General features: G+C 70.1%; 26 protein-coding genes and 1 tRNA gene. 10 read left to right on the top strand and 17 right to left on the bottom strand.

Annotated elements, in window-relative coordinates:
- Positions 1–27: 27 nt before the first annotated feature.
- Positions 28–1725 carry an acid phosphatase gene (locus BOSE127_RS10420; protein ID WP_159557113.1) on the bottom strand — a complete coding sequence of 566 codons (1698 nt, stop codon included), beginning with the start codon at positions 1723–1725 and terminating at the stop codon, positions 28–30.
- Positions 1726–1993: 268 nt separating this feature from the next.
- Here BOSE127_RS10420 and BOSE127_RS10415 point away from each other — a divergent pair, with 268 nt between their 5' ends.
- Complete coding sequence (locus BOSE127_RS10415) at positions 1994–2245, top strand: hypothetical protein (protein ID WP_159557111.1); 252 nt, start codon at positions 1994–1996, stop codon at positions 2243–2245.
- Between the two features lie 40 nt (positions 2246–2285).
- On the opposite strand, the gene BOSE127_RS10410 is transcribed toward BOSE127_RS10415, so the two are convergent.
- From BOSE127_RS10410 to BOSE127_RS10395, 4 genes are all read right to left on the bottom strand, one after another.
- Positions 2286–2798, bottom strand: coding sequence for an AAA family ATPase (locus BOSE127_RS10410; protein WP_111032591.1), 513 nt, complete (start codon positions 2796–2798; stop codon positions 2286–2288).
- A gap of 160 nt (positions 2799–2958) precedes the next feature.
- Positions 2959–3135 (bottom strand): hypothetical protein, encoded by a 177-nt coding sequence (locus tag BOSE127_RS10405; RefSeq protein WP_159557109.1) that lies wholly within the window; start codon positions 3133–3135, stop codon positions 2959–2961.
- A 15-nt stretch (positions 3136–3150) separates the two neighbouring features.
- A complete protein-coding gene (locus tag BOSE127_RS10400; RefSeq protein ID WP_159557107.1) occupies positions 3151–3753 on the bottom strand; it encodes a hypothetical protein in 603 nt (200 codons plus the stop codon).
- A 438-nt stretch (positions 3754–4191) separates the two neighbouring features.
- Positions 4192–4281, bottom strand: a tRNA-Ser gene (locus tag BOSE127_RS10395).
- Positions 4282–4424: 143 nt separating this feature from the next.
- Here BOSE127_RS10395 and BOSE127_RS10390 point away from each other — a divergent pair.
- Together BOSE127_RS10390 and radA are read left to right on the top strand one after the other, a co-directional pair.
- Positions 4425–5432: an SGNH/GDSL hydrolase family protein gene (locus tag BOSE127_RS10390; RefSeq protein WP_071249833.1), complete on the top strand. Its 1008-nt coding sequence runs from the start codon at positions 4425–4427 to the stop codon at positions 5430–5432.
- A 10-nt stretch (positions 5433–5442) separates the two neighbouring features.
- Positions 5443–6804 carry a DNA repair protein RadA gene (gene radA, locus BOSE127_RS10385; protein ID WP_017887660.1) on the top strand — a complete coding sequence of 454 codons (1362 nt, stop codon included), beginning with the start codon at positions 5443–5445 and terminating at the stop codon, positions 6802–6804.
- Between the two features lie 4 nt (positions 6805–6808).
- On the opposite strand, the gene BOSE127_RS10380 is transcribed toward radA, so the two are convergent.
- Positions 6809–7192: an SseB family protein gene (locus BOSE127_RS10380; protein WP_017887661.1), complete on the bottom strand. Its 384-nt coding sequence runs from the start codon at positions 7190–7192 to the stop codon at positions 6809–6811.
- A gap of 280 nt (positions 7193–7472) precedes the next feature.
- Between BOSE127_RS10380 and cspE the strand changes: the two genes are divergently transcribed.
- Positions 7473–7682 (top strand): transcription antiterminator/RNA stability regulator CspE, encoded by a 210-nt coding sequence (cspE, locus tag BOSE127_RS10375; RefSeq protein ID WP_017887662.1) that lies wholly within the window; start codon positions 7473–7475, stop codon positions 7680–7682.
- A 147-nt stretch (positions 7683–7829) separates the two neighbouring features.
- Here the strand turns inward: cspE and BOSE127_RS10370 are convergent, their stop codons facing one another.
- Together BOSE127_RS10370 and BOSE127_RS10365 are read right to left on the bottom strand one after the other, a co-directional pair.
- On the bottom strand, positions 7830–8531 hold the full coding sequence (locus tag BOSE127_RS10370) for a hypothetical protein (RefSeq protein WP_159557105.1): 702 nt from the start codon (positions 8529–8531) through the stop codon (positions 7830–7832).
- A gap of 64 nt (positions 8532–8595) precedes the next feature.
- Complete coding sequence (locus BOSE127_RS10365) at positions 8596–9138, bottom strand: amino-acid N-acetyltransferase (protein ID WP_042536938.1); 543 nt, start codon at positions 9136–9138, stop codon at positions 8596–8598.
- Positions 9139–9215: 77 nt separating this feature from the next.
- On the opposite strand from BOSE127_RS10365, the gene BOSE127_RS10360 reads away from it, so the two are divergent.
- From BOSE127_RS10360 to BOSE127_RS10340, 5 genes are all read left to right on the top strand, one after another.
- Positions 9216–9668: an SRPBCC family protein gene (locus BOSE127_RS10360; RefSeq protein WP_071249837.1), complete on the top strand. Its 453-nt coding sequence runs from the start codon at positions 9216–9218 to the stop codon at positions 9666–9668.
- Positions 9669–9859: 191 nt separating this feature from the next.
- Entirely contained in the window at positions 9860–10303 is a 444-nt protein-coding gene (locus tag BOSE127_RS10355; RefSeq protein WP_017887666.1) for a hypothetical protein, read from the top strand.
- Complete coding sequence (locus BOSE127_RS10350; RefSeq protein ID WP_071249838.1) at positions 10300–10755, top strand: hypothetical protein; 456 nt, start codon at positions 10300–10302, stop codon at positions 10753–10755. The genes BOSE127_RS10355 and BOSE127_RS10350 overlap by 4 nt, the downstream gene beginning before the upstream one ends.
- A gap of 4 nt (positions 10756–10759) precedes the next feature.
- A complete protein-coding gene (locus tag BOSE127_RS10345; RefSeq protein ID WP_071249840.1) occupies positions 10760–11710 on the top strand; it encodes a hypothetical protein in 951 nt (316 codons plus the stop codon).
- Positions 11707–12729 carry a hypothetical protein gene (locus tag BOSE127_RS10340; protein ID WP_159557103.1) on the top strand — a complete coding sequence of 341 codons (1023 nt, stop codon included), beginning with the start codon at positions 11707–11709 and terminating at the stop codon, positions 12727–12729. The genes BOSE127_RS10345 and BOSE127_RS10340 overlap by 4 nt, the downstream gene beginning before the upstream one ends.
- Positions 12730–13033: 304 nt before the next feature.
- Here BOSE127_RS10340 and BOSE127_RS10335 read toward each other — a convergent pair whose 3' ends face one another.
- Both BOSE127_RS10335 and BOSE127_RS10330 read right to left on the bottom strand, forming a co-directional pair.
- Complete coding sequence (locus BOSE127_RS10335; RefSeq protein WP_027467068.1) at positions 13034–15553, bottom strand: ATP-dependent Clp protease ATP-binding subunit; 2520 nt, start codon at positions 15551–15553, stop codon at positions 13034–13036.
- A 280-nt stretch (positions 15554–15833) separates the two neighbouring features.
- A complete protein-coding gene (locus tag BOSE127_RS10330; RefSeq protein WP_159557101.1) occupies positions 15834–16310 on the bottom strand; it encodes a Clp protease N-terminal domain-containing protein in 477 nt (158 codons plus the stop codon).
- A gap of 70 nt (positions 16311–16380) precedes the next feature.
- Between BOSE127_RS10330 and BOSE127_RS10325 the strand changes: the two genes are divergently transcribed.
- Positions 16381–17313 (top strand): NAD(+)/NADH kinase, encoded by a 933-nt coding sequence (locus BOSE127_RS10325; RefSeq protein ID WP_017887672.1) that lies wholly within the window; start codon positions 16381–16383, stop codon positions 17311–17313.
- A 150-nt stretch (positions 17314–17463) separates the two neighbouring features.
- Here the strand turns inward: BOSE127_RS10325 and BOSE127_RS10320 are convergent, their stop codons facing one another.
- The 7 genes from BOSE127_RS10320 to BOSE127_RS10295 all read right to left on the bottom strand — a co-directional run bounded on the left by BOSE127_RS10320 (position 17464) and on the right by BOSE127_RS10295 (position 23787).
- On the bottom strand, positions 17464–18522 hold the full coding sequence (locus BOSE127_RS10320; protein ID WP_017887673.1) for a sigma-70 family RNA polymerase sigma factor: 1059 nt from the start codon (positions 18520–18522) through the stop codon (positions 17464–17466).
- A 353-nt stretch (positions 18523–18875) separates the two neighbouring features.
- Positions 18876–19010 (bottom strand): hypothetical protein, encoded by a 135-nt coding sequence (locus BOSE127_RS17450; RefSeq protein WP_258320880.1) that lies wholly within the window; start codon positions 19008–19010, stop codon positions 18876–18878.
- 63 nt (positions 19011–19073) lie between these two features.
- Complete coding sequence (locus BOSE127_RS10315) at positions 19074–19256, bottom strand: hypothetical protein (protein ID WP_139179570.1); 183 nt, start codon at positions 19254–19256, stop codon at positions 19074–19076.
- A gap of 58 nt (positions 19257–19314) precedes the next feature.
- Entirely contained in the window at positions 19315–19518 is a 204-nt protein-coding gene (locus BOSE127_RS10310; RefSeq protein WP_017887676.1) for a hypothetical protein, read from the bottom strand.
- A gap of 29 nt (positions 19519–19547) precedes the next feature.
- A complete protein-coding gene (lysS, locus tag BOSE127_RS10305; RefSeq protein WP_159557099.1) occupies positions 19548–21074 on the bottom strand; it encodes a lysine--tRNA ligase in 1527 nt (508 codons plus the stop codon).
- A gap of 257 nt (positions 21075–21331) precedes the next feature.
- Positions 21332–22024: a Rossmann-like and DUF2520 domain-containing protein gene (locus tag BOSE127_RS10300; protein WP_031260037.1), complete on the bottom strand. Its 693-nt coding sequence runs from the start codon at positions 22022–22024 to the stop codon at positions 21332–21334.
- Positions 22021–23787, bottom strand: coding sequence for a PH domain-containing protein (locus BOSE127_RS10295; RefSeq protein WP_159557097.1), 1767 nt, complete (start codon positions 23785–23787; stop codon positions 22021–22023). Before BOSE127_RS10295 ends, BOSE127_RS10300 begins: the two co-directional genes overlap by 4 nt.
- Positions 23788–23790: the final 3 nt, after the last annotated feature.

The following is a 23790-nucleotide window of genomic DNA, read 5'->3' as shown; positions in this document are numbered from 1 at the left end:
CCGGAGAGTCGCCTGACGCGCTCCGTCTCAGGCGGCGCCGTGGCCCCGGCCGTGGCCGTGCTTCGTCGCGTTGGCGTTGACGAGGTGCAGTTCGTTGCCGTGGCGCTCCAACACGGGCTTGTACCCGGCGGGCAGGCCGGCGACGCGGACCCTGCTGAAGCTCGAGCCCTTCGCGAGCCGGTCCGCCGTGATCAGGACCACGTCGTTGGACACGGCCGTGCCCTTGGCGACGTGCACCCGCAGCGTCCCGCCGAACGACGCCGTGCCGTCGACGCGCATGGCTGGACGGGACCCGGAGACGCTCAGCGACAGTGCAGCGTGCGAGCGCTGCGTCAGGTTGCCGCCGATTCGGATCACCCTGGTGCTGGCATCGGCGAGCGTGCCGGAGACAGTGGCCACCGACCCCTTGCCCAGGGCAGCAGCGGAGTCCGCCGTCAGCGTCCCACCGCGGACGATGGTGCCCCCGGTGTAGCGGTTCGAGCCGGCGAGGGCGAGGCTGCCGGTACCCCGCTTGGTCAGTGACCCGTTCCCGCCGATGTTGTTGCGCCAGGTGTCGGCGGCGTCCAGGCCCTTCTCGGCGGCGTTCATCGACACCGACACCGCGCTGTCGAACGCTCCGTAGCCGGACGCTGCCGAGAACAGATCGAGTCGCCCCCACCCTTCCGCATCGTCCAGCAGGGGGTAGCCCGACGGCAGCGCGGTCGTCCGGAGCACCTCTCGGATCTGGGCGTCGCTGAGGTACGGCAGGCGGGTCCGCAGGAGCGCTTCAGCACCCTTCGGCACCGTGGCCGGGGTGGTCTTCGCGCCGGTGCGCGCGAACCCGTACGTCAGACGTTTGCGGTAGTTCTTCTTGTCCGCTGCGTAGTCCGCGTACCGATCGACCGCGCTCGGGCCGGCTGCGGCGAGGACCTTCTCCGCCTGCTGGTGCGCCTGCTGCTCGAGCTGCGTGTTGGCCGGGTCGTTCAGGACGGCCGCTGCCAGCGCAGTCGCCAGGACCCGTCCGCCCATGACGTCGAGCGGCGAGTGCATCCCCGCGACGATCCGACTGTTGCCGATCTCCGAGCCGTTGGTGAGGAGCTCGGTGTACTTCTCCGGGTACGCGTACGCGAAGGCCAGAGATGCCAGGTAGCCGGCGTTGGTGTGTCCGCTGGGGAAGCCGCCGTCCGTGGCGGGCGTCGGGGACTTCTCGGGGACGAGCTGCGGCAGCACCTTGACGTCCTGGCTCTGCCGGTACGGCCGCGGGTACTGGTAGTACTTCTTCGCGTTGCTGGCAGAGGAGTAGTCGCCCCGCAGCGTGTTCACCAGCTGGACGACGTCGCCGAGCTCCGAATCGGTGTCCGCCCACGCGCCCTTCGCGTTGCCCTGGTCGGCGTACTGCTTCGTCGTGGCGTCCGCCGGGATCTCGTCGGGGATCGTCGTGCCCGCGTTCGTCGCGGTCCGCACCGCGTCGGACAGGTCACCGAAACCCGCGATGGCCGAGTAACTCTGGTTCCGTCGGTCGATCAGGTACGCCTCGTGCCCCTGCGCATCCGTCCGGGTCTGCGTGGTCCGCGCTGCCTGCGCGATGTTCGAGTCCAGGATCCGCTGCGCTGCAGCGCTGGTGGCGACCCCGTTGTCCCACGACGATCCCGGGCGCCACAGGGTGCCGAACTGCGACAGCACCCCGGTCGCGGCGTTCGTCTCCGGCGTCGTGGCGGCAGGGGTGTTCGTCTTGTAGGTGTCCACGAAGTACCCGTAGGCGCCTGGACGCGGCGCGGTCCGGGATGTCGCCGCAGATGCGCCCGCCGGAGCGATCAAGGACACGGCGCACGCCACCGCCAGGACCCCCATCACCGTGCGGGCCCGACGTCTCGGAACAGCGATCAGGAACCGGCGCATGGCGTTCTCTCCACTCGAAGCGTGGTCACACGATTCGGTGACACAGAGCAGAAGCGTGGCGCAGGCGCGTGAACCGGAAGTGGCAGGTGTGTGAACCACCGCCGTACTCGCGCTGTTGCTCACCACGGACCCCGCCGGGTACGGCGACGACAGGTTCGCCCTCATGACCCCTCGACGCGTTGCACTCATGACGCTGGGGCTGCTGGTCATCATCATCGGCTTCGTGTTGATGGCCCACTCGGACGGCAGGCTCGACCGTCTGGCGGCGGTTCTCGTCGTCGTCGGGTTTGCTCTGCTCCTGTTCACAACGGCGCGACCGGGTCAGGCGGCGCTCGTGCGCTACTGGAGCAGGTACGAGAGGAAGTAGCCGCGCACCCGTCACTCCTGCCGGACCGTCGAACTGTCCGTTACCGGACGTGGAGCTCGAGGTAGTCGAGGGCCCGGCGCACCGTCTCTTCAAGCGGGCGGGTGCTGTCGATGACGAGTCGATCGTCCGTGCGGGGCTCGTACTCGTCGGCGGCCCGCTGTACCTCGTCCCACGTCGGCAAGATGAACCCGGGCAGGTCGTTCGCACGCTGCTCCACCCGGCGACGGTGCTCGTTGACGTCCGCACACACGACCTCGATCACGCGCAGCGGAACCCCGGCGGCTTCCGCTGTCGACGCCCATCCAGCCCGAGCGGGTTCGACACCACTCACCGCGTCGGCGATGACCACCTGTCCGCGAAGCAGATTCGGCACCGCGATGGCGTGCATGATCGAGTAGGCGGCGATCCCGGACTGCTCGCGCGGAATCTGGTACTTCCACATCGCGCCCTCGATCGCATCAACGCGAAGCGTCAGTGAAGGCGTCAGCTCCGCGATCGCAGCAGACAGCGTCGACTTCCCTGCACCGGGAAGACCACAAACCTGAACCAGCATCGGCAACTCCTTCGTTCCCCGGAGCTCCTTGTCTATCGGTCCTGGACACGCAGCACCAGCGAAGTGGATACCTTCGTCGGCTTCCGATGACGTGTCCGAATGACGCGCCGTGAAGCCCTCGGACGGGCGAGATCTGCACCGTCGCAGCGGCTGACGCACGTCACGACGCGCGGGGCACGTTCGCGCGCACGTCGTCGGCCTGCGCCTCGTCGAGTACCCAGAATCCGGTGTGCTCCGGGTAACGCTCCCGCAGGTAGGCCCGCACGGCCCGCCCCGGACGAGACTCGTTCGTGTAGCCGAGCTCGGCTGCCAGCTCTCGCGGTGTGTACGTCGTCATCGGTTGCTCTCCCTCTCAGCCGCGCCCGCGCAGCCGCCGAAGCCAGCCGGAGCGCGTAGTGGTCTCGCTACTCGCCTGGGGTGGTGACTCCCCCGCCGCCGGCACGGGCCGAGTCATGGGCGCCGGCGCGCCGATCGTGATGGTCAGCTCGCGCTCCGCAGGGTCCGGGATCGGCGTCATCGGCCAGTCCGACGGCTCGTAGTTGTCCGGAACGACGTACCCGCCGCAGTCGACGACCTCGCCGGCGGCGTTCACCGTGACGTGCTGCACGTACAGCGTCCCGTCGTCGAAGTCGTAGGGGCTGGGCCCGTCCGGTGCGTACGCCGTCTGCTCGCGAAGCCCCTTCGACCAGGAGAGCCGGCCGACGGCGCCTTCGTCCGACGACGCCCACCAGTGGGTCCCTCGCCACTCGACGTGGAGCTCGTCGCCGACGCGGACTGATCCGATGTGCTCGGTGACCGTCGAGTGATGCAGGCTCGACAGCATCGGCGTTCCTCGGCCGGCGTACACACCTGCCATGAGCCCCGCGACACCGAAGCGACGATCGCCGTTCTTGTGCCTCGAGCCGAGCTGCTGATGACCATCCGCGGCCGCCGGCGGTTCTGCCGTCTGCGCCATCACCCCTCCTCGTGCTCGCTGCTCAGGCTACGAGCCGATCAGGCCGAGAGCCACTGCGATGACCAGCCCGCCACCGACGAGCACCGCCGTGGCGCTCCCGATGATCACGGCGAGTCGTTGGTCCCTGTGCATCCCCATGCGTCGAGCCTAGGAGCCGCGGGCACTCGACCGACCACCGCCGGAGCGATCGACGTCGTCGATGTCCGCAGACAGACGCAGCATCAGGTCACTTCAAAGGGTGGGACTCAAACCAACGCATAGTGCCACCTATCGCAAGTTCCGGAGCCCACGACCGCAACGGAGTCGGGTGTCACCTTCGTCGAGGAGGACGACGGCCACCGAGTAACGGCCCGGAAGTTGCGGTTGCTCACACCTTCCCGGGACAGAGCGAAAGAGCCCCAGATCCCCGTTGTGACGGGGATCTGGGGCTCTTTGCGTTGGCGGTACCGGTGGGATTTGAACCCACGGTGGAGTTGCCCCCACACATGTTTTCGAGACATGATCCTTCGGCCGCTCGGACACGGTACCGGGAAAGAGTTTACACGATCCGGGAGGCCCGTGATGACACCCCGGGTCGGCTCCCCCTCCACAGGCGGTCCCCTGCAGGGCTCTCCCCACACCCACAGGTCCTCCTCGTCTCCGGCAAGACCGGCGGGCGTACCGTCCACGGCATGAGATCCCGCACGCTCATCGCACTCCTCACCTCCGTCATCGGCAGCCTCGGCGTCGTCGGCGCCGCAGCCGTCGGTGCCCGCGCTGGCGTGAAGGGCCAACGGGCAGCGGCGCAACGGGTCGTCGACATGCTCCCGATCCACGCCGACTGGTGGCGGGAACGACAGCAGCACGAGGGGCAGCTGCTCTACGTGGCGATCGGTGACTCTGCGGCACAGGGGGTCGGCGCGACCGCCCCCGGCCGTGGCTACGTGGGGCTCCTGACCCGGCGCATCCGGCACCGCTCGCACATGTCCGTGCGGGTGGTGAACCTCAGCGTCTCCGGTTCGACCACGTGGGGCGCGAAGCGTGATCAGCTGCCGAAGCTCCGGCACTACGCGCCCGACATCTGCACGGTGTCGATCGGGGCGAACGACATCGCCGACTTCGACCCGGACAAGTTCGAGCGGAACATCCGGGCGATCTACGGCGCGGTCCCCTCGCACGCCGTGGTGGCCGAGTTGCCGTGCATGTTCGTGCCGGACCGGGAGCGCAAGGTGGCGGTGGCGAACGAGATCGTGCACCGGGTGGCCGACGAGTTCGGGCTGACGGTGGCGCCGCTGCACACCATCACGAAGCGCGTCGGTGTCCGCCGCACCTTCTTCAACAGCTACGGCGACCTCTTCCACCCGAACGACCGCGGCTACGAGGTCTGGGCGAGTGCGTTCGAGCCTGCGGTCGACGCCCGGGTCGACACCGTGGCGGCGATCCGGCACTACCTGTCCGTGCGCGAGGCCGAGAACCTCGGTCGTGAAGCCGGGGCGGTGGCGAACGCCCGCGCCGAGCAGGACACCGACGGCGCCGAGGCGCTCGACCACGCCTCACGGCAGGCTCCGGGACCGGTCGAGCGCCTGCGCCACCGGATGACGGGGTCGATCGCGGTCCCCGACGACGGCGACGAGTCGGGCGGACACGGCGGACCGGACGAGCCGGGCGACCGCGCCGGTGATGTCGGCCGTACGGCCTAGCCTCGACGACATGGCGCGCCCGCAGTCCCTCTACCGTTGCACCGAGTGCGGCTGGACCAGCATCAAGTGGGTCGGCCGGTGCGGTGAGTGCCAGACCTGGGGCACCGTCGAAGACAGCTCTGCGGCGTCGGCGAGCACCCGGGGCACGTCCGCGGTCGCCGTCACCGGTGCCCGGGCCGCACGACCGATCACCGAAGCCCGCGGCACCTCGGTGCAGCGTTGGCAGACCGGCATCGGCGAGTTCGACCGCGTCCTCGGCGGCGGCGTGGTGCCGGGTGCGGCCGTCCTGCTGAGCGGCGAGCCGGGTGTCGGCAAGTCGACCCTGCTGCTCGAGGTGGCCTCGCGAGCCGCGGCCTCGGGCAAGCGCGTCCTCTACGTCAGCGCCGAAGAGTCCGTCGACCAGGTCCGGCTCCGTGCCGAACGCACCGGGGCGATGCACGACGACCTGTACCTGGCGAGCGAAGTGGACCTCGGCGTCATCATCGGCCAGATCGACCAGGTGCAGCCCGACCTGCTCATCGCCGACTCCGTGCAGACCATCTCGTCGAGCTCGATCGACGGCATCGCGGGCGGCACGTCCCAGGTGCGCGAGGTCGCCTCGACCCTGATCCGCATCGCGAAGGACCGCGCCCTGCCCGTCCTCATCGTCGGCCACGTCACGAAGGACGGCACGATCGCCGGCCCGCGGCTGCTCGAGCACCTGGTCGACGTCGTCTGCCACTTCGAGGGCGACCGGCAGACCGCCCTGCGCTTCGTCCGGGCGCTCAAGAACCGCTTCGGCCCCACGGACGAGGTCGGGTGCTTCGACATGGGCGGCGACGGCATCCACGAGGTCCCCGACCCCAGCGGCCTGTTCATGTCGAAGAACACCACCCCGGTGTCCGGCACCTGCGTCACCGTCGCACTCGAAGGGCGTCGAGCACTGCCGGTCGAGGTGCAGGCCCTCATCGTCCCCAGTTCCGCGCCACAGCCACGCCGGGTCGTGAACGGTGTCGATGCCTCGCGTGTGGCGATGCTGCTCGCGGTCCTCGAACGACGCGCCGGCCTGAAGCTGTCCGACGCCGATGTGTACGTGTCCACGGTGGGCGGCATGAAGCTCACCGAGCCCGGCGCCGACCTGGCGATCGCGCTGGCCCTCGCGAGCGCCGCACGAGACCGTCCGTACCCGCACACGCTCGCAGCCGTGGGCGAGATCAGCCTCGCCGGCGAGATCCGTCCGGCCACGGGCACGAAGCAGCGCGTGAACGAGGCCACCCGCCTCGGGTTCACCACGGTGCTCGGCTCGGACTCCGGGCACCTGCGCGAAGCCCTGCGGGTGGCCTTCTCGATGACGCAGTCCCCGCGCGAACGCGAGCTCGACCGCGCGTTCTGAGGCGCTACGCGCGCAAAGCGGCCAGCAGGTCCGCCGGTGCAGCCTGCATGGTGTGCGGGCCGGCGATGTCGAAGAACACGCCCTCGAGCATGTCGAGGTGGGCGGCCAGGAACTCCTCCAGCCGCGGTCCGTCGTAGACCATCACCTGCCGGATCTTCTCGTCCGGCACCATCGCCGTGTAGGCGTCCGCCGACGAGAACAGCAGCAGGATGCGCTTGTCCGACCCCTCACGGCCGAACACCCGCACCTGCATGTCCTTCTTGCCGGTGACGAGCCGGGGGACGATCACGATGTCGTGGCGGAGCGCGAACGCCACCGCGGCGACGTCCTGCTTCGCGAGGGCTTCCTCGAGCTGTTCGCTGCGGAAGCGCTGTTCCTTGTCTGCCATCAGCTCAATTCCACCAGATTTTCGACGTTCCGGGACGCACGGGTAGCCAGTCGGCCCAGAGCACGCTAGCCTGATGGAACCGCTTCGGCGGCGCTCAACGTCCGGGCGAGGTGGTTTGCCCCTCAACCCGGGCCCCAGGGTCACTGGCCGACAGGCCTGACCCCGAACCCGTCCCGCCGGCACCTGCCCGCGTGGCGCATTACCCCCGTCGACGTACGTCGGGGTCTCCGTCGGTGCATCTGCACCTTGGCGGAAGCAAGAAAGCTAAGGAAACGCCATCATGGCATCTACCGGTACCGTCAAGTGGTTCAACAACGAAAAGGGCTTCGGCTTCATCGCCCCGGACGACGGCAGCGCTGACGTCTTCGCGCACTTCTCTGCGATTGCTGGCAACGGCTACAAGTCGCTCGAGGAGAACCAGAAGGTGGAGTTCGACATCACCGAGGGCCGCAAGGGCCCGCAGGCGGAGAACATCACCGTCCTCGGCTGATCACATCAGCTTGAACAGGCCCCGTCGTCTTCGGACGACGGGGCCTGTTGCTGTTCCCGGCGCCCCTGATCGGCACAGCGCAGCCGGAAGGGAACGGATCGGAATCGCGAACCGCGAACCGCGAACCGCGAACCGCGAACCCGCCGCCTACTGCAGGATGAACTGCACCGAGGTCTTCGACTCGAGGTTCCCGACGGCGACCTGCAGGTGGTAGCTCGCTCCCCCGGCGGTGACGGCCGGCCGTGACGAGTCGCACGTCGACGTGGACGAGCGGGTGCGGTCCCACGCGATCGCGGGCGTCGTGAGCGTCTGACCGGACTTGATCGTGACGTCCTGGTTCGTGCCGCCGGTCTGGCAGTCCTTCGACGACCAGTACTGCTCCTGGCCCGAGCTGATCGTCAGCACCTGCTGCGCCGAACCGAGGTCCAGGTGGCAGGAGTTCGTGCCGGAGTTCTTGATCGACATCGCGATCTTCGGGTCCTCGGTGGGGCCGTACGCCGACTTGTCGAGCACCGGGGTCAGGACGATCTGGTCCTTCGTGCAGGTCGAGCCGTCGGCAGCAGCGGGCTTCGTCGCAGCAGCCGAGGCGGACGGCTTCGGCGCCGCAGACCGCGAGGACCCAGAACCGGAACCGGAACCGGCAGACCCGGCAGACGATGCACCGGCACCAGACCCGGCGCCGGCAGAGGCCGACGCGCTCGGCGCCGCCGACGTGGCCCCGTTCCCCCGCCCGACGACGATGAGCACCACGACCAGGACGACGACCAGCAGCGCCCCGAGCACGAGCGCCCGGCGACGCCAGTAGACGACCGGCTTCTCGGGTCCGACGGGGTGACGCAACGACGACATGCGCACAGGGTAGACAACGGCGCGGGCCACGCACGGCCACCCCGCCGGGCGGCACGAGAAAGCGTCAGAGGTTCTTCAGCATCCGGGTGTTGCCGAGGGTGTTCGGCTTGACCCGGGCGAGGTCGAGGAACTCCGCGACCCCTTCGTCCGACGAGCGGACCAGTTCGGCGTAGACCTCCGGCGGGACGACGCTCTCGCCGATCTCCAGGTACCCGTGCTTCGTGAAGAAGTCGACCTCGAAGGTCAGGCAGAAGATCCGGGCGACGCCGAGTTCGCGGGCGTCGTGTTCGAGCGCCTCGAGCATCCGGTGCCCGACGCGCTTGTGGATCCACTGCTCGTCGAGGGCCAGGGTGCGGACCTCGGCGATGTCGTCCCAGAAGACGGCGAGCGCGCCGCACCCGATGGGGGTGCCGTCGGGACCCTCGGCGATCCGGAACTGCTGGATCGAACCGTACAGGGCGACGTTCTCCTTGCCGAGCAGGATGCGCCGGTCGACGTAGGGGGCGATGAGCCGCTGGATGTGCGGGACGTCCGAGGCGAGCGCCGGACGCACGAGGATCCCGTGGTCGTCGCGCTCGTGGAACGCGTGCTTCCCGTGCTCTGTCATCCGCCCCACACTACTGGTGTCGCAGGGGGACAGCGCTGCTGAGTGCCGCCCAGGTCGATCGGCCTACCGTCCGGTACATGCCTCAGATCATCGAAACCGTCGACGTCAACGTCCCCGTCCGCCCGGCCTACGACCAGTGGACCCGCTTCGAGGAGTTCCCGCACTTCCTCGACGAGGTCGAGAAGATCGTCCAGGTGGACGACAAGACCACCGACTGGACCGTGAAGGTCGCAGGCCAGGAGCGCGAGTTCCGTGCCGTGATCACCGAGCAGCACCCCGACGAGCGTGTCGCGTGGACCGTGAAGGACGGCGAGACCGACCACGCCGGTGTCGTCACCTTCCACAAGCTCTCGGACGACGAGACGCGCGTCACCGTGCAGATCGACTGGGAGCCGTCCGGCTTCCTCGAGAAGCTCGGCTCCGCCGTGGGCGTCGGCGGCCACGCCGTCAAGAAGGACCTGCAGAACTACAAGGAGCGCGTCGAGAACGCGCCGACCCAGCCGGGCTGGCGCGGCGACGTGCAGGCGTAGTCCGCACCACACGACGAACGGGAGGCGCGGTGCCAGCTGGCACCGCGCCTCCCGTTCGTCGTCCCCCGTTCGGCATCCCCCCATCGAAATGCCGACCTGACGAGCGAGCGCGAGCCTGGCAGAGTGGTGACACCGGCTGACGCGCTGGATCAGTTTTATCATGTCTGAGACAGATGTGAGAGTGGGGACACGTGATCGAGTACAACGACGACGACGCACACCGTCGGGAACTGTCGCGCAAACTGCAGCTCCTGATGGACGTCGTCGAGGCCAACTCGGGTCAGCGACCCCCGTACAAGGAGATCGCCGCCGAGATCGAGGCGCAGGGTGCGTCGATGAGCCGACCGCGCTGGGGCTACATGCTCGGCGGCAACGGTCCGGCCGTCCGTGACCAGCGACTCCTGGCGGCCCTGGCGGCCTACTTCGGCGTCCCGGCGGAGTACCTGACCGACGCCGCCGGCAACACGGACGTGCCCGAGCGGGTGCAGGCGCAGCTCGAACTCGTGCTCGAACTGCGCAAGCGCGAGGTCGTGGCGTTCGCCACCCGGCGTCTGGGCGAGTTCGCCTCGGCGGACGAGATCCGCGACTTCACCGACCACCTGCGTCGGCTCGACGAGTCGGGCGGCACCCCGTGAGCGGGTACCGCGACCGGTTCGGCGCCCTGCGCCGGCAGACCGAGGCCCGTCGTCGCGTGCAGCGTCTCGGGCTCCCCCGCCGGCTGACCCTGCCGGAACTGACCGCGCGGGCCGAGGCGGCGCTCGGCAAGCCCATCCACGTGCGCACCACCGAGCTGCCGGGCGACCTGTCGGCGCGGCTCATCCAGCGCACCGACCACGCCCTGCTCGAGACCCGCCCCGGGCTGTCCGAGCGCTCCCGGGTCGCCTGCGTGCTGCACGAGCTCGCCCACGTGTTCATGGACGACACCGGCTGCGACCACCAGGCGTACACGGGGCTGCTCACCGGCCGGACGGCGTTCACCCGTTCGCTGGACACCCCGCACGAGCAGGCCGTCGAACTCGTCGCCGACCAGCTCGCGCTGCGGATCGGGCTGCTCGACCCCGAGGGTCACCCCGGGATCTTCCGGTGATGCGATGACACTGCACGTCTGGGGATCGATCCCGGTCTGGCTCATCCTGGCGGTCCTGGTCGTCCGGCTGTTCCTCGTGCGCACCCAGTCGGCCAGCGTCACCTGGCTGATGGTCTGCTGCAGCTGTGTCGCGGTGGGGCTCACGATCAACCAGCCCGACGTCACCACGTTCCTCGCCGGCGTGACGAACGTGCCGAACATCGCCGACCTGATCGGCCGCTGCCTGATGGTGTGCGGCATGTTCGCCCTCGCGCAGTCCGTCGAGGCAGCGGCGCGCTCCGCCAAGCTCCTGCGCGCCAGCCGCATCATCGGCTGCGTGCTCGTGCTCGTCGCCCTCGTCGTGCTGTTCAGTCGCATCGACGCACCGACCCCGACGGCGCAGTTCATGGTGGTCTACGGCGACCAGCTGCCGACCGCGCTGTACTCCGCCGTCGAGATGACCTACATCGCCATCGTCATCGCCCGGTCCGCCGTCGCCGTGCTGCGCGGGTTCCGGAGCGGGGACGGACTCGGCCGCCTGTACTGGCTCTTCGTCGTCGGGGCAGCCGGTCTGGTGCTCCTCGCCGGCATCGCGATCGCCCTGGACGCCGTGCACGTCGCCGGTGCCGACGGCGCGGTCGGGGTGCTGTCGAAGCTCTACACGCCGGTGTTCCTCGGCTCGATGGTCCTGCTCGCCATCGGTGCGGCCGGCGGTGTGCTGCCCGACGCCGCTCGGGAGTTCCGCGACTGGCGGGCCGCCCGACGCCGGTTCCGCGCCCTCGAGCCGGAACTCCGTCGGCTCGAGACGGCTTCGGGCAACACCGGGCTCTACTTCACGATCGTGTGGCAGCGTCGCCAGTGGCGGAGCCGGCAGCACCGGCTCTCCGTCGAGATCGAAGACCGCGCGCGCGAGGCCGGGCAGGCAGTGCCGGCCGCTGCGACGCTCACCACGGCACGACTCAGGGAGATCACATGACCGGCGCACGCATCACGGCACTCGGCACCGCAGCGGGGGCGGTCGGCACGCTCGGCCTCAGCGCCTTCGTCGCACGGCGGCTGCTGTTCCCCACGCCCTACACGGCGACCGCCACGGTCCGCAGTGCCACGGACACCGAGGTCGAGCTCACCGCCACCCGCGACACCCGCCTGCCGGGCACCTACGACCTGCAGCGGGACGGTACCCGGGTGCAGGTCGGCGCGATCACCACCGCGAGCACCCAGGACGGGGCCAGCGGCGACGGCGACACCGTCCGACGCAGTGCGACCGGCCCCGTGCCGACCGGCGAGTGGGCCTGGGACGCCATGCGGTACGACGGGCCGGACGACGTGCCCGGCACCGAGCCCGAGGCCCCCACGACCCACGTGGTCCACGTACACGGACAGTCCCTCGGCCCGCGCCAGGTGCTGCGGGGCGTCGGGGTCTGGCGTTCGCTCGGCGCCTCGTCCGAGGTCATCGACACCACCGACCTGCCGCTCCGCTCCCTCGATGCCGGGGCCGCCGAGCGCATCGTCGCCGCCGTCCGCGCCGCCCGTGCCCGCGGTGCCCGGCGCGTCGTCCTGCAGGGCTGGTCCGCCGGAGCCCTCGCCTGCTCCGTCGCCGCCGGCCGGGTGGACGTCGACGGGATCGTCGCCGTCTCCCCGCTGCTCGACGTCGCCTCGGCACTCCGCGGCGCCGTCCGTGGTGCACGCCTGCCCGCCTTCGTCGGGACCGTCGCCGGCCGGATCGCGACCACGAACGTGCTGTCCCGTCTCGCCGGGGCCTCGACGCCCGTCACGACGACGACCTGGCAGGACTCCGCGACGCCGACGCTGCTGATCCACTCCGAGGCGGACGCCCTGGTCGCCGCCGACGACGTCGCCACGGTGGCTGCACGGTCGGGTGCCACCACCCTCGCCTTCCGCACGGCTCCGCACACGCTGGAGTGGAACGAGGACCCGGAGCGCTGGGAGCGCGCCGTCCGCGACTTCGCCGCACAGCTGCCCGACGCCGCCTGACGCGGCGGACGCCCGCCCGCACGCACGGCCGACCGGCGGCACCACCCCTGAAACGTGCAACGGCCCCGGTCTGCGAACAGACCGGGGCCGGCTGCGTCTCGACCCGTTGGGGGGAACCGGTCGAGCGCGACGCGCGAGGAGTTGGGGGGAACGTCTCGCGCGTTGCCACAACAGTACCCCCGGACGGGGGCCGATGGGCGCACGACGCGCAGATCGGCGGGTGGAGATCTGGACGCGACCCGAGAACGGACAGGAGGCCCGGTGCCAGCTGGCACCGAGCCTCCTGTTCGTGGAGTGTCAGGTCCTAGGACTCGATCTCACCCTGGGGTGTGTCGGTCGCGGCCTCGACCGCGGCTGCACCGGCGAGGACCTCTTCGCGGCCCGGCTGACGCCCGGTCTCGAAGTGGAACGCACCGTCGACGAAGTCGACCTTCACGTGGTCACCGGCGTTGAGCTCACCCTGCAGGATGTGCTCGGACAGCTGGTCCTCGACCTCGTGCTGCATCGCGCGACGCAGGGGCCGAGCACCGAGGGACGGGTCGAACCCGACCTTGATGAGCTGCTCCTTGGCCGGCAGCGTGAGCTCGACGGTCATGTCGCGGTCGAGCAGACGGTCGGCCAGACGCTTCACGAACAGGTCCACGATCTGCAGCAGCTCGGGCTGCGACAGCTGCGGGAACACGATCGTGTCGTCGACACGGTTCAGGAACTCGGGCTTGAAGTGCTTCTTGAGCTCCTCGTTGACCTTGCCGCGCATGCGGTCGTAGCCGACGGCCGAGTCGCCCTCGACCTGGAAGCCCACCGGGCCACCGGCGATGCCCTGCGAACCGAGGTTCGTGGTCATGATGATGACGGTGTTCTTGAAGTCGACCACGCGGCCCTGACCGTCGGTGAGACGGCCTTCCTCGAGCACCTGCAGCAGCGAGTTGAAGATGTCCGGGTGGGCCTTCTCGATCTCGTCGAACAGGACCACGGAGAACGGCTTGCGGCGCACCTTCTCGGTGAGCTGGCCGCCCTCTTCGAACCCGACGAACCCGGGAGGGGCACCGAACAGGCGGGACACGGTGTGCTTCTCACCGAACTCCGACATGTCGAGGGAGATCAGCGCACCCTCGTCGTCGAACAGGAACTCGGCGAGTGCCTTGGCGAGCTCGGTCTTCCCGACGCCCGTGGGGCCGGCGAAGATGAACGAGCCGGAGGGACGGTTCGGGTCCTTCAGGCCGGCACGGGTACGGCGGATCGTCTTGGACAGGGCCGAGATGGCCTCTTCCTGACCGATGACGCGCTCGTGCAGTGCCTTCTCCATGAAGACGAGACGCGAGGTCTCCTCTTCGGTGAGCTTGAACACCGGGATGCCCGTGGCCTGCGCCAGGACCTCGGCGATGATGCCCTCGTCGACGGTGCCGGACGCGGCGACGTCACCGGCACGCCACTGCTTCTCGAGGCGGAGACGCTCGCCGAGGAGCTTCTTCTCCTCGTCGCGCAGGCTCGCGGCCTTCTCGAAGTCCTGCTCCTCGATGGCGGCTTCCTTCGACCCGCGGACCGTCGAGATCTTCTCGTCGAACTCACGGAGCTCCGGCGGCGCCGACAGGATCGACAGGCGCAGGCGGGCGCCGGCCTCGTCGATCAGGTCGATGGCCTTGTCGGGCAGGAAGCGGTCCTGCACGTAGCGGTCCGCCAGGTTCGCCGCGGCGACGATCGCACCGTCGGTGATGGACACCTTGTGGAACGCCTCGTACTTGTCGCGCAGACCCTTGAGGATGTTGATCGCGTGGGGCAGCGACGGCTCGTTGACCTGCACCGGCTGGAAGCGACGCTCGAGTGCGGCGTCCTTCTCGAAGTGCTTGCGGTACTCGTCGAGCGTGGTGGCACCGATGGTCTGGAGCTCACCGCGGGCGAGGAGCGGCTTGAGGATCGACGCGGCGTCGATCGCGCCCTCGGCTGCACCGGCACCGACGAGCGTGTGGATCTCGTCGATGAAGACGATGATGTCGCCGCGGGTGCGGATCTCCTTCGTGACCTTCTTCAGGCGCTCCTCGAAGTCGCCGCGGTAGCGGGACCCGGCGATGAGCGACCCGAGGTCGAGCGAGTAGAGCTGCTTGTCCTTCAGCGTCTCGGGCACGTCGCCCTTGACGATCGCCTGGGCGAGGCCCTCGACGACGGCGGTCTTGCCGACGCCGGGCTCACCGATCAGGACGGGGTTGTTCTTGGAGCGGCGGGAGAGGATCTGCATGACCCGCTCCATCTCCTTCTCGCGCCCGATGACGGGGTCGAGCTTGCCGTCACGCGCGGCCTGGGTGAGGTTCCGACCGAACTGGTCGAGGACCTGCGAACCCTGCTGCGCGTTCTGCTGCTGCTCGCCGCCGACGGCGACCGCTTCCTTGCCCTGGTAGCCGGACAGGAGCTGGATGACCTGCTGGCGCACCCGGTTCAGGTCGGCGCCGAGCTTCACGAGGACCTGGGCTGCGACACCCTCGCCCTCGCGGATCAGGCCGAGCAGGATGTGCTCCGTGCCGATGTAGTTGTGGCCGAGCTGCAGCGCCTCGCGCAGGGACAGCTCGAGCACCTTCTTGGCGCGCGGCGTGAACGGGATGTGCCCGGTCGGCTGCTGCTGGCCCTGCCCGATGATGTCCTGGACCTGCTCGCGCACGGCGTCGAGCGAGATGCCCAGCGACTCCAGCGCCTTGGCGGCGACGCCCTCGCCCTCGTGGATGAGGCCGAGGAGGATGTGCTCGGTGCCGATGTAGTTGTGGTTGAGCATCTTCGCTTCTTCTTGAGCGAGGACGACAACACGACGGGCCCGGTCGGTGAATCTCTCGAACATGTGCTCTCCCTTGGCCCCTGATGAGCGGAGCCGACGCTGTGCCGGTCTCGTGTGAGTCCGGCCAAGTACTTCGAGAGTAACCAGCGCTCCCCCCGCGGGCTGCCCCTGTTCGCCGTGGGCGTGACCGACGTGCGTCTTGTGCGCAGTGAGCGAACGACGAGACGGACCGGGCCCCGCCGCCGGTACCGAACCGACGCGCCAGCGGCGGGTCCGCCGTACAGCCGGGAGGCCCGTGGCGATCCCGCCACGGGCCTCCCGTCTGCTCTGTGGCCGCGCTGGGTCAGGCGCGCCGCACCGCGCGACGCAGGTCACGTCGGAAGCGGCGCGGGTCGACGCCGAGGGCGTCGAGGACGTCGTGCGCCGATCCGGCGAGCGGGTCGTCGACGGCGTCGAGCACGGCGAGCACGACGTGCGGCGGCCGGATGCGTTCCGATCGACCGGCGATCGTCGCGGCTCGGGCGAGCACGCGCATCGCAGCGGGTGTGCAGGCGACCCGGTCGTGCTCGCCGGGGCAGGTGGTGTGCGCCCCGACGAACGCGCGGATGCTCGCCCGGACGGCGTCGGGCGAGACCCGGTGGGCGTCGAGGACCGGCCGGAAGCGGGGCGCACCGGCACACAGGGTGACGGCCGCGAGGAGCAGGTGCTCGGCGTCGACGAACCCGAAGCCGGACTCGTGGGATTCGAGGTCGGCGAGCAGCACGATCTCGCGGCCGTGCCGGACGGAAGGGAGGGCGACGGAGAGCTGAGCGGTCTGCATGTATTCAGAATATCGCATACCTGTTCGATCGACCAGCCCGTATCGGAGGTCCGCTCGGTACGATCCGCTCATGGAGCAGCCCGTCGTCGGCCTCGTCGTCCACCCGACCAAGAACGTGCAGGAGTCCGTCACGACCCTGCAGCGCTGGAACGCGTCCGGCCAGGGCGAACTGCTCGCCCGCCGCGCGGACGCCCAGCGCATCGGTGGCGGGGTCGAGGTGGTCGACGACGACGACTTCACCGACCGCGTCGACCTGGTCGTGGCGCTCGGCGGCGACGGCACCATGCTCGGCGCGATGCGGCTCGTGGCGAGCCGCCCCGTGCCCGTCCTCGGCGTGAACTACGGCAACGTCGGGTTCCTGGTCGAGATCGAACCGCCCGAACTCGAGAGCGCGCTCGACCGGTTGTCCGCCGGCGAGTACCAGCTCGAGCCGCACCACGCGCTCGAGGCCCGGCTGTCCTGGGGCGGCGCTCGCACCGACTACCTGGCGTTCAACGACCTGACCATCGTGCGGCGGCCCGGCTCCGGGCAGGTCTCGGCCGACCTGAGCGTCGGCGGCCTCGGGTACGGGTACTACCGCGCCGACGCCATCGTGGCCGCCACTCCGGCGGGCTCCACCGCGTACAACTACGCCGCCGGCGGCCCGGTGCTCTCCCCCGCACTCTCCGGCTCCGTGGTGACCCCGGTCGCGCCGATGGCGGGGATCGACCGCTCCGTGGTGCTCTCCGCGCGCGAGCGCTACCGCTTCGACATCGCCGAGGGCACCAGGAGCGCAGCGCTCGAGGTCGACGGGCTCGTGGTCGGCGAGGTCGCGACCGGGGCGCAGATCGACATGCGACTCCGCAAGGACGCCGGCAGCGTGGTGCGCCTCGATGCCGAGCGGCACGGGCGCACCGGCCGCGTGAAACTCAGCCTGCTCGACCTGCCGGTGCGGCCCGACCAGCTGGTCGAGCTCATCCCGAGCGACCTGCGGCAGAAGCTCCGGCGCGAGATCGACGACTGACACCGCGGGCGGGTGCCCCGGGAACGTGAATGGCCCGCTCGAGCAGTGCTCGAGCGGGCCGTCCCATCACCCCACCGGATCGTCTTCCCACAGAACGACCCGGTTTCCCCGCGCCGACACGGGTGAGCGTGCCGGCCGAAGTCCACTGACCTAGTCGGTCAGGTACAGCTGCATGTCCTGCGAGACCGCCTTGGCGAACAGGCGCAGCTTGGCGCGCGACTCCACCCGGCTGACCGCCTGGCGGGTCGTGTGCACGATCTTCGAGATCTCGTCGAGCGTCATCGGCTTGTCGTCGTCCAGGCCGTAGCGCATGCGGATGACGTTGGCCTCGTCGCTCGGCAGCTCGGAGACGATGGAGCGGATGTCGCGGTGCAGCAGCGTCGTCTCGGTGAGCTCGTTCGGGCTGGCGGCGTCCTCGTCCTCGATGAAGTCACCGAGTTCGCTGTCGTCCGAGTCGCCGACGACCGTGTGGATCGAGACCGGCTCGTGCGAGCGGCCCTTGAGGTCGACGAGTTCCTCGACGCTCATGCTCAGCTCGGCCGCGACCTCTTCCGGCATCGGCGCGCGGCCGAGGTCGACGGTCAGGTCACGCTCGGTGCGCGAGATCTTGTTGATGAGCTCGACGGTGTGCACCGGGATGCGGATCGTGCGCGCCTTGTCGGCGAGACCACGCGAGATCGCCTGGCGGATCCACCAGGTGGCGTAGGTCGAGAACTTGTAGCCCTGCGTGAAGTCGAACTTCTCGACCGCGCGGACCAGGCCGAGGTTGCCTTCCTGGATGACGTCCATGAAGGGCAGGCCGCGCTGCGAGTACCGCTTGGCGATGCTCACGACGAGGCGGAGGTTCGAGGTGATCATGCGCTCCTTGGCGCGCTCACCGTCGCGGACGAGCCAGCGGAGTTCACGCTGCAGGGTCTTCGCCAGACCCTTCTCGGTGGCGAGCTTCTCTTCGGCGAAGAGCCCGACCTCGATGCGGCGGGCGATCTGCGCTTCTTCCTCGGCGGTGAGGAGCGAGAGACGGCCGATGTGACGGAGGTAGTCGCCGACCTGGTCGACCGAGGCACCGCGGACACCGGCGAGCTGCTCGTCGGCCTCGACCTCGGTGTCGAGGGAGGTGGTGGCGGACTCGGCGGTCGCGGTCTTCGATGCCGATGCCTTCTTGGTGGCGGTGCGGCGGGTGGTGCTGGGTGCAGCCGTTGCGATCGTCATGGTGTTTCTCCCTGCGTTCGACGGTGATGGCTTCGTGGGGTGGTACCGGGGGGTGCTGATGAGTAAAGCGGCCCGGAGGTGTACCCCACAAATCGTTCGGAGCGATTCTCAGGGATCTCCGTGCTTCACCCTCGGCAGCATCCCCAGCGGGGTACAGCACACCGCCAGTCTGGTCCCCCATCAGGCCCCGGATCAAGCCGGAACTGCCGTGTTTCCGGCGTTGCAGACGTGTTTCACCAGCGTTTCCAACCGTGTACCCCGAGCGACTGCGTACTCCGGACATGCAAAAGGGGTACGTGCGACCCGATCAGTGCGATCTGGTCGTCGTACCCCGAACAAGGGATGGGTGGGGGTCACCAGGAGGGTTCGAGCCACCCGTCCCGGCGCTTGGACACCTCGAGGTCGGCGTCTCGGTCGAACTCGTCGTACTCGCTCTCGATGTCCCCGACGAGGCTGCGGCCCGTGAAGGGATGTGCGGTGGTTGCCATGCGGACGATGCTCACCCCGGCACGCGTCGGCGAGGTGAACGGTGTGTGACGGTCCGTCGGCGCTCAGACGTCGAGGTCGTCGACGTCGCCCTCGTCGTCGAGGGCTCCACCGTCGGCGACGCCGGTGGCTCCGCCGGGTCCGTCCGTGCCGTTCGGCGCGCCGGATGTGCCCGACACCCGGTGGCCGAAGGCGTCCTCCACGTCGAGGTCGTCGAGGTCGTCGACGGGATCGGGGGAGGTCGGCATGCGCGACAGGATCACACCGCGCGGTGAACACGGGGTGAAGTGGATCGTGCGCGGGCGGCTACTCGCCGGGGGTCGGAGCCGGCGCGGGACGACCGTGCTCGCGCTCGAAGCGGGCGCGCTCTTCGGCCTCGACCTTGGCGTACGCAGCGCGCTCGGTCCGGTCGGCACGCATGATCGCGCGCATCACGAACCAGAAGATCAGGCCGACGACGATGGTCGGCGTCAGGGCGAAGACGATCCCGCTTACGACTCCATCAGGCACCCGAGCATCGTACCCCGGTGGACTCGGAGTTATTTGACCAGCGGGAACAGGATCGTCTCGCGGATGCCGAGGCCCGTGATGGCCATGAGCAGGCGGTCGATCCCCATGCCCATGCCGCCCGACGGGGGCATCGCGTGCTCGAGCGCCCGCAGGAAGTCCTCGTCCACACGCATCGCTTCGAGGTCGCCGCCGGCCGCGAGCTTCGCCTGCTCGACGAAGCGCTCCCGCTGCACGACCGGGTCGACGAGCTCGGAGTACGCCGTGCCGAGCTCGAAGCCACGGACGTACAGGTCCCACTTCTCGACGACGCCCGGACGGGTGCGGTGCTGCCGGGTGAGCGGCGAGGTGTCGACCGGGAAGTTCATCACGAAGGTCGGACGGTCGAGCGAGTCGATGACGAAGTGCTCCCAGAGTTCCTCGACGTACTTGCCGTGCGTGGCGTGGGCGACCTCGACGCCCTCGGTCTCGGCGAGCGCCTGCAGCTCGGACAGCGGGGTCTCCGGGCTGATCTCGCGCCCGGCGGCCTCGGACAGCGAGCCGTACATGTCGATGCGGGGCCACTCGCCGCCCAGGTCGTAGGTGCTGCCGTCGGGCAGGGTGACCTCGAGCGCACCACCGGTGACGGCGCGGGTCGCGTTCTGCACGAGCTCCTGGGTCAGGTCGGCCATCTGCTCGTAGTTGCCGTACGCCTGGTACGCCTCGACCATCGCGAACTCGGGCGAGTGCGACGAGTCGGCACCCTCGTTCCGGAAGTTGCGGTTGATCTCGAACACCCGGTCGATGCCGCCGACGACGGCCCGCTTCAGGAACAGCTCGGGGGCGATGCGCAGGAACAGCTCGGTGTCGAAGGCGTTCGAGTGCGTCACGAACGGTCGGGCCGAGGCGCCGCCGTGCTGGGTCTGCAGCATCGGGGTCTCGACCTCGAGGTACTCGTGCGCGGTGAAGGTCTGGCGGAGCGACGCCATCACGGCAGCTCGAGCACGCACGGTGGCGCGGGCTTCGTCACGGACGATGAGGTCGAGGTAACGCTGGCGGACCCGCGTCTCCTCGTTGAGCTCGTTGTGCAGGTTCGGCAGCGGCAGGATCGCCTTCGCCGCGATCGCCCAGTCGTCGACCATGATCGACAGCTCGCCGCGGCGCGAGGAGATCACGCGGCCGTGCACGAACACGTGGTCACCGAGGTCGACGAACTCCTTCCAGCGGGCGAGGGAGTCGTCCCCCACCTCGGCCAGGGAGACCATCGCCTGGATGCGTGCGCCGTCGCCGGACTGCAGCGACGCGAAGCAGAGCTTGCCGGTGTTGCGCGAGAACACGACACGGCCGGCGATGCCGACGACGTCCTGGGTCTCCTCGCCGGTCTCCAGGTGCGCGTACTGCTCGCGCACGGCCGGGATCGTCGTGGTGAGGGGGAGCTCGGCGGGGTACGCCTCGATGCCCGACTCCAGCAGCTTCGCCCGCTTGTCGAGCCGGACCTGTCGCTGCTCGCTGGTCTCCTGCTCGGCCAGTGCGGCGGCGTCGGTGATCGCGGTGTCGGGGGTGACGGTCTCGTCGGTCATGCGGGTGCGGCTCCGATGGTCGTGGGGGTCGGGGGAAATGCTACCCGCGCCACGCTCCCGCCCCGGAACCGTGCCCGCCGGACCAGGAGCCGAGGCCGCGGTCACAACACCCCGCATGCATCACGCCCGCCGGTCACGATCTGTCGGCCGGAGCGCTCGCAGCCGACAGGTCGTGACCACTCGGGGGAACTGAGCGGGGAGTCATGACCGACCGCCGACCGACCGCGACCCCGACCGACCCCGACCCCGACCCCGACCTACAGCGTCGACTGCCCGTCGGCCGCGGTCAGCGCGTTGTCGACGGCGGAGCGGACGAGCGCCCCGAGGACGCGACCCGGGTGTTCGACACCGATGCCGGACAGGGTGCCTGCGGACTGGTCGACGATCGCCGTCGAGAAGCTCACGGCCGCCCGCACCGCATCGGCGTACGCGGGCCGGTCGCCCTCCGCCACGACGAACGGCTCGGCGCCCATCTCGACCACCAGGGCCTGCGCGATGGGGAGCACGGGTGCCGGAGCGGTCACCGCGCAGTACGCGTCACGGAGCCGTGACAGGTCGACGCTGGTGCCCGTGAACGCCATCGCGGGGTGGATCGCGAGCGGGATCGCGCCGGCCGCCATCGCCGGGGCGAGGATGCCGACGCCGTGGTCCGGGCTGGTGTGCACGACGAGCTGCCCGGGCTGCCAGATGCCGGCGTCGGCCAACCCCTGCACGAGCGAGGCGAGCTGGTCGTCCGGCACCGCGAGCAGGACGAGTTCGCTGCGCTCGACCAGGTCGGGCGTCGCGAGCACCGGGGCGCCGGGCAGCATCGCCTCGGCACGGTCGCGGCCCTCTTCCGACACGGCGGTCACGCCGACGACGGCGTGCTCCGCGTTCGCCAGGGCTGCTCCGAGGACGGGTCCGACCCGTCCGGCGCCGACGATGCCGACCCCGAGACGCCCGGCCCTCATCGTGCGGCTCCGGTGGGCGGGACGTCGCCCCACCCCGGGCCGGGAGGCGCGGCGTCCTGCCGGTGGGCCGCGGCGGGCCCGGCAGGGGCTCCGGACCCGGGCCACGGTGCGTCCGCAGCGTGTGTGGCGGACGCGGGGCGGGCCTCCCGTTCGCGCCAGCGGTGGGTCGTGTCGACGGCGGCGGCATCGACGGCGCGCTGGGTGGTCTCGGACCAGAAGCGCTGCGCGTCACGCGCGTCGAGCGCGCCGATGCGTGCCGAGACCGGACCGGCGACGGTGTGGACGTGGACGGTCGCGACCCGCAGGGCACGCTCGAGCGGTCCCTGCTCGACCTTGACGCTCTGCACGCGGGGCAGCGGCACGATGACGAGCGACCGCCAGACGGCGCCGAGCCGCAGCAGCACCGCGCCCTGCACGAACCGGTAGCCGTTGCGCCGGAACGCGAACGGGCGGAGCCACGCGCCTCGCCGTGGGGAGTGCACGAAGCCGCCGCGGTCACCCGAGGTGGTGAGGCTGTCGTCGACGACGTCCACGGCTTCGGCCGCGCCCTCGCGCAGGGCTTCCGGCGAGGCCTCGGGGCCGGCGACGACGGTGCCGACGAGCCCCGGCAGGATGATGTCGAGGACCTCGCGGACGTCCGCCGTCGTGCCCACGGGCAGCACGATCGAGGACACCTGCTGGTTGCTGGATGCCCCGTTGCCGGCGCTCGTCGCGCGGTTGATGCGGATGTCCCACCAGCCGAACGGGCGCCACAGCAGCGGCTGCGCGACGCTCACGGCGTGGATGCGCCCGGGCGGCAGCGTCTCGTTCGACGTCGAGACCAGCCCGAAGCCGATCCGGATGCCGTCACGCGTCTCGGCGATCGTGTACTGCAACGAGCGGGAGAACTTGCGGACGTAGTACCCGCCGGCACCGAGGACGGCGGGGAACAGCCCGAACAGCACCGCGAACTCGCCGGTGAGGGCGACGCTGACGATCATGCCGGCGATGACGAGCAGCAGGAACAGCGTCGTGCCGGACAGCAGCATCGACGCGATCAGCCGCCCCGGGCGCACCTTGACGATGCGGGTGGCGTGCACGGCCACCGGGTCGAGCTCGGGCGAGAACATCTCGTCGACGCGGTCTTGCAGTGCGCCGTGCGACTGCCGCGACGGACCACCGTGGCCGTCGTCGTCCTTGGCGCCGGACGCCAGCACCAGGATCCGCTGCCGCAGGTCGTCGGCGGCGCGGACCCCGAGGTAGGCGAGCTGCACGTTGGCGTCGTTGCCGGCCTGCGCGATCTCGAGCTTGGCGGTACCGAACACCCGGGGCACGAGCGGCCGCTGGATGTTGATGCCCTGGATCCGGTCGAGCCGGGCCTTGCGGTGGTTCCGGAACAGCACGCCGGAGCGCACCTCGACGATCTCGCCGGTGACGCGGAACTCGTGCATGCGCCAGGACAGGTAGAACAGCCCGATCAGCACCAGGAGCAGCACCACGATGCCGAGCAGGACCCAGCCGACGACGCCGTGCTCGTACACGTACCGGACCGGGTCACCGTCCTCCTGCTGGTCGCCGGGGATGAAGAACTCGACGAGCTGGTCCCGCAGGCTGTTCAGCACGTAGCCGAGGACGACGATGAGGAAGATCCCGCCCTTGAGCAGCGGGGTGAGCGGGTGCAGGCGGTGCCACTGGCCGTCGGTCAGGGGTGCCGCGGCGGCCGCGTTGCCCCCGGTGGGCGGCGCGGGCGGAGCGGGCGGCGGGGTGCCGGGTCGGAAGGTCACGAA

This window comes from Curtobacterium sp. 8I-2 (genome assembly GCF_902506155.1).
Lineage (GTDB): Bacteria > Actinomycetota > Actinomycetes > Actinomycetales > Microbacteriaceae > Curtobacterium > Curtobacterium poinsettiae.
This window is presented reverse-complemented; position numbering and strand designations above follow the sequence as displayed.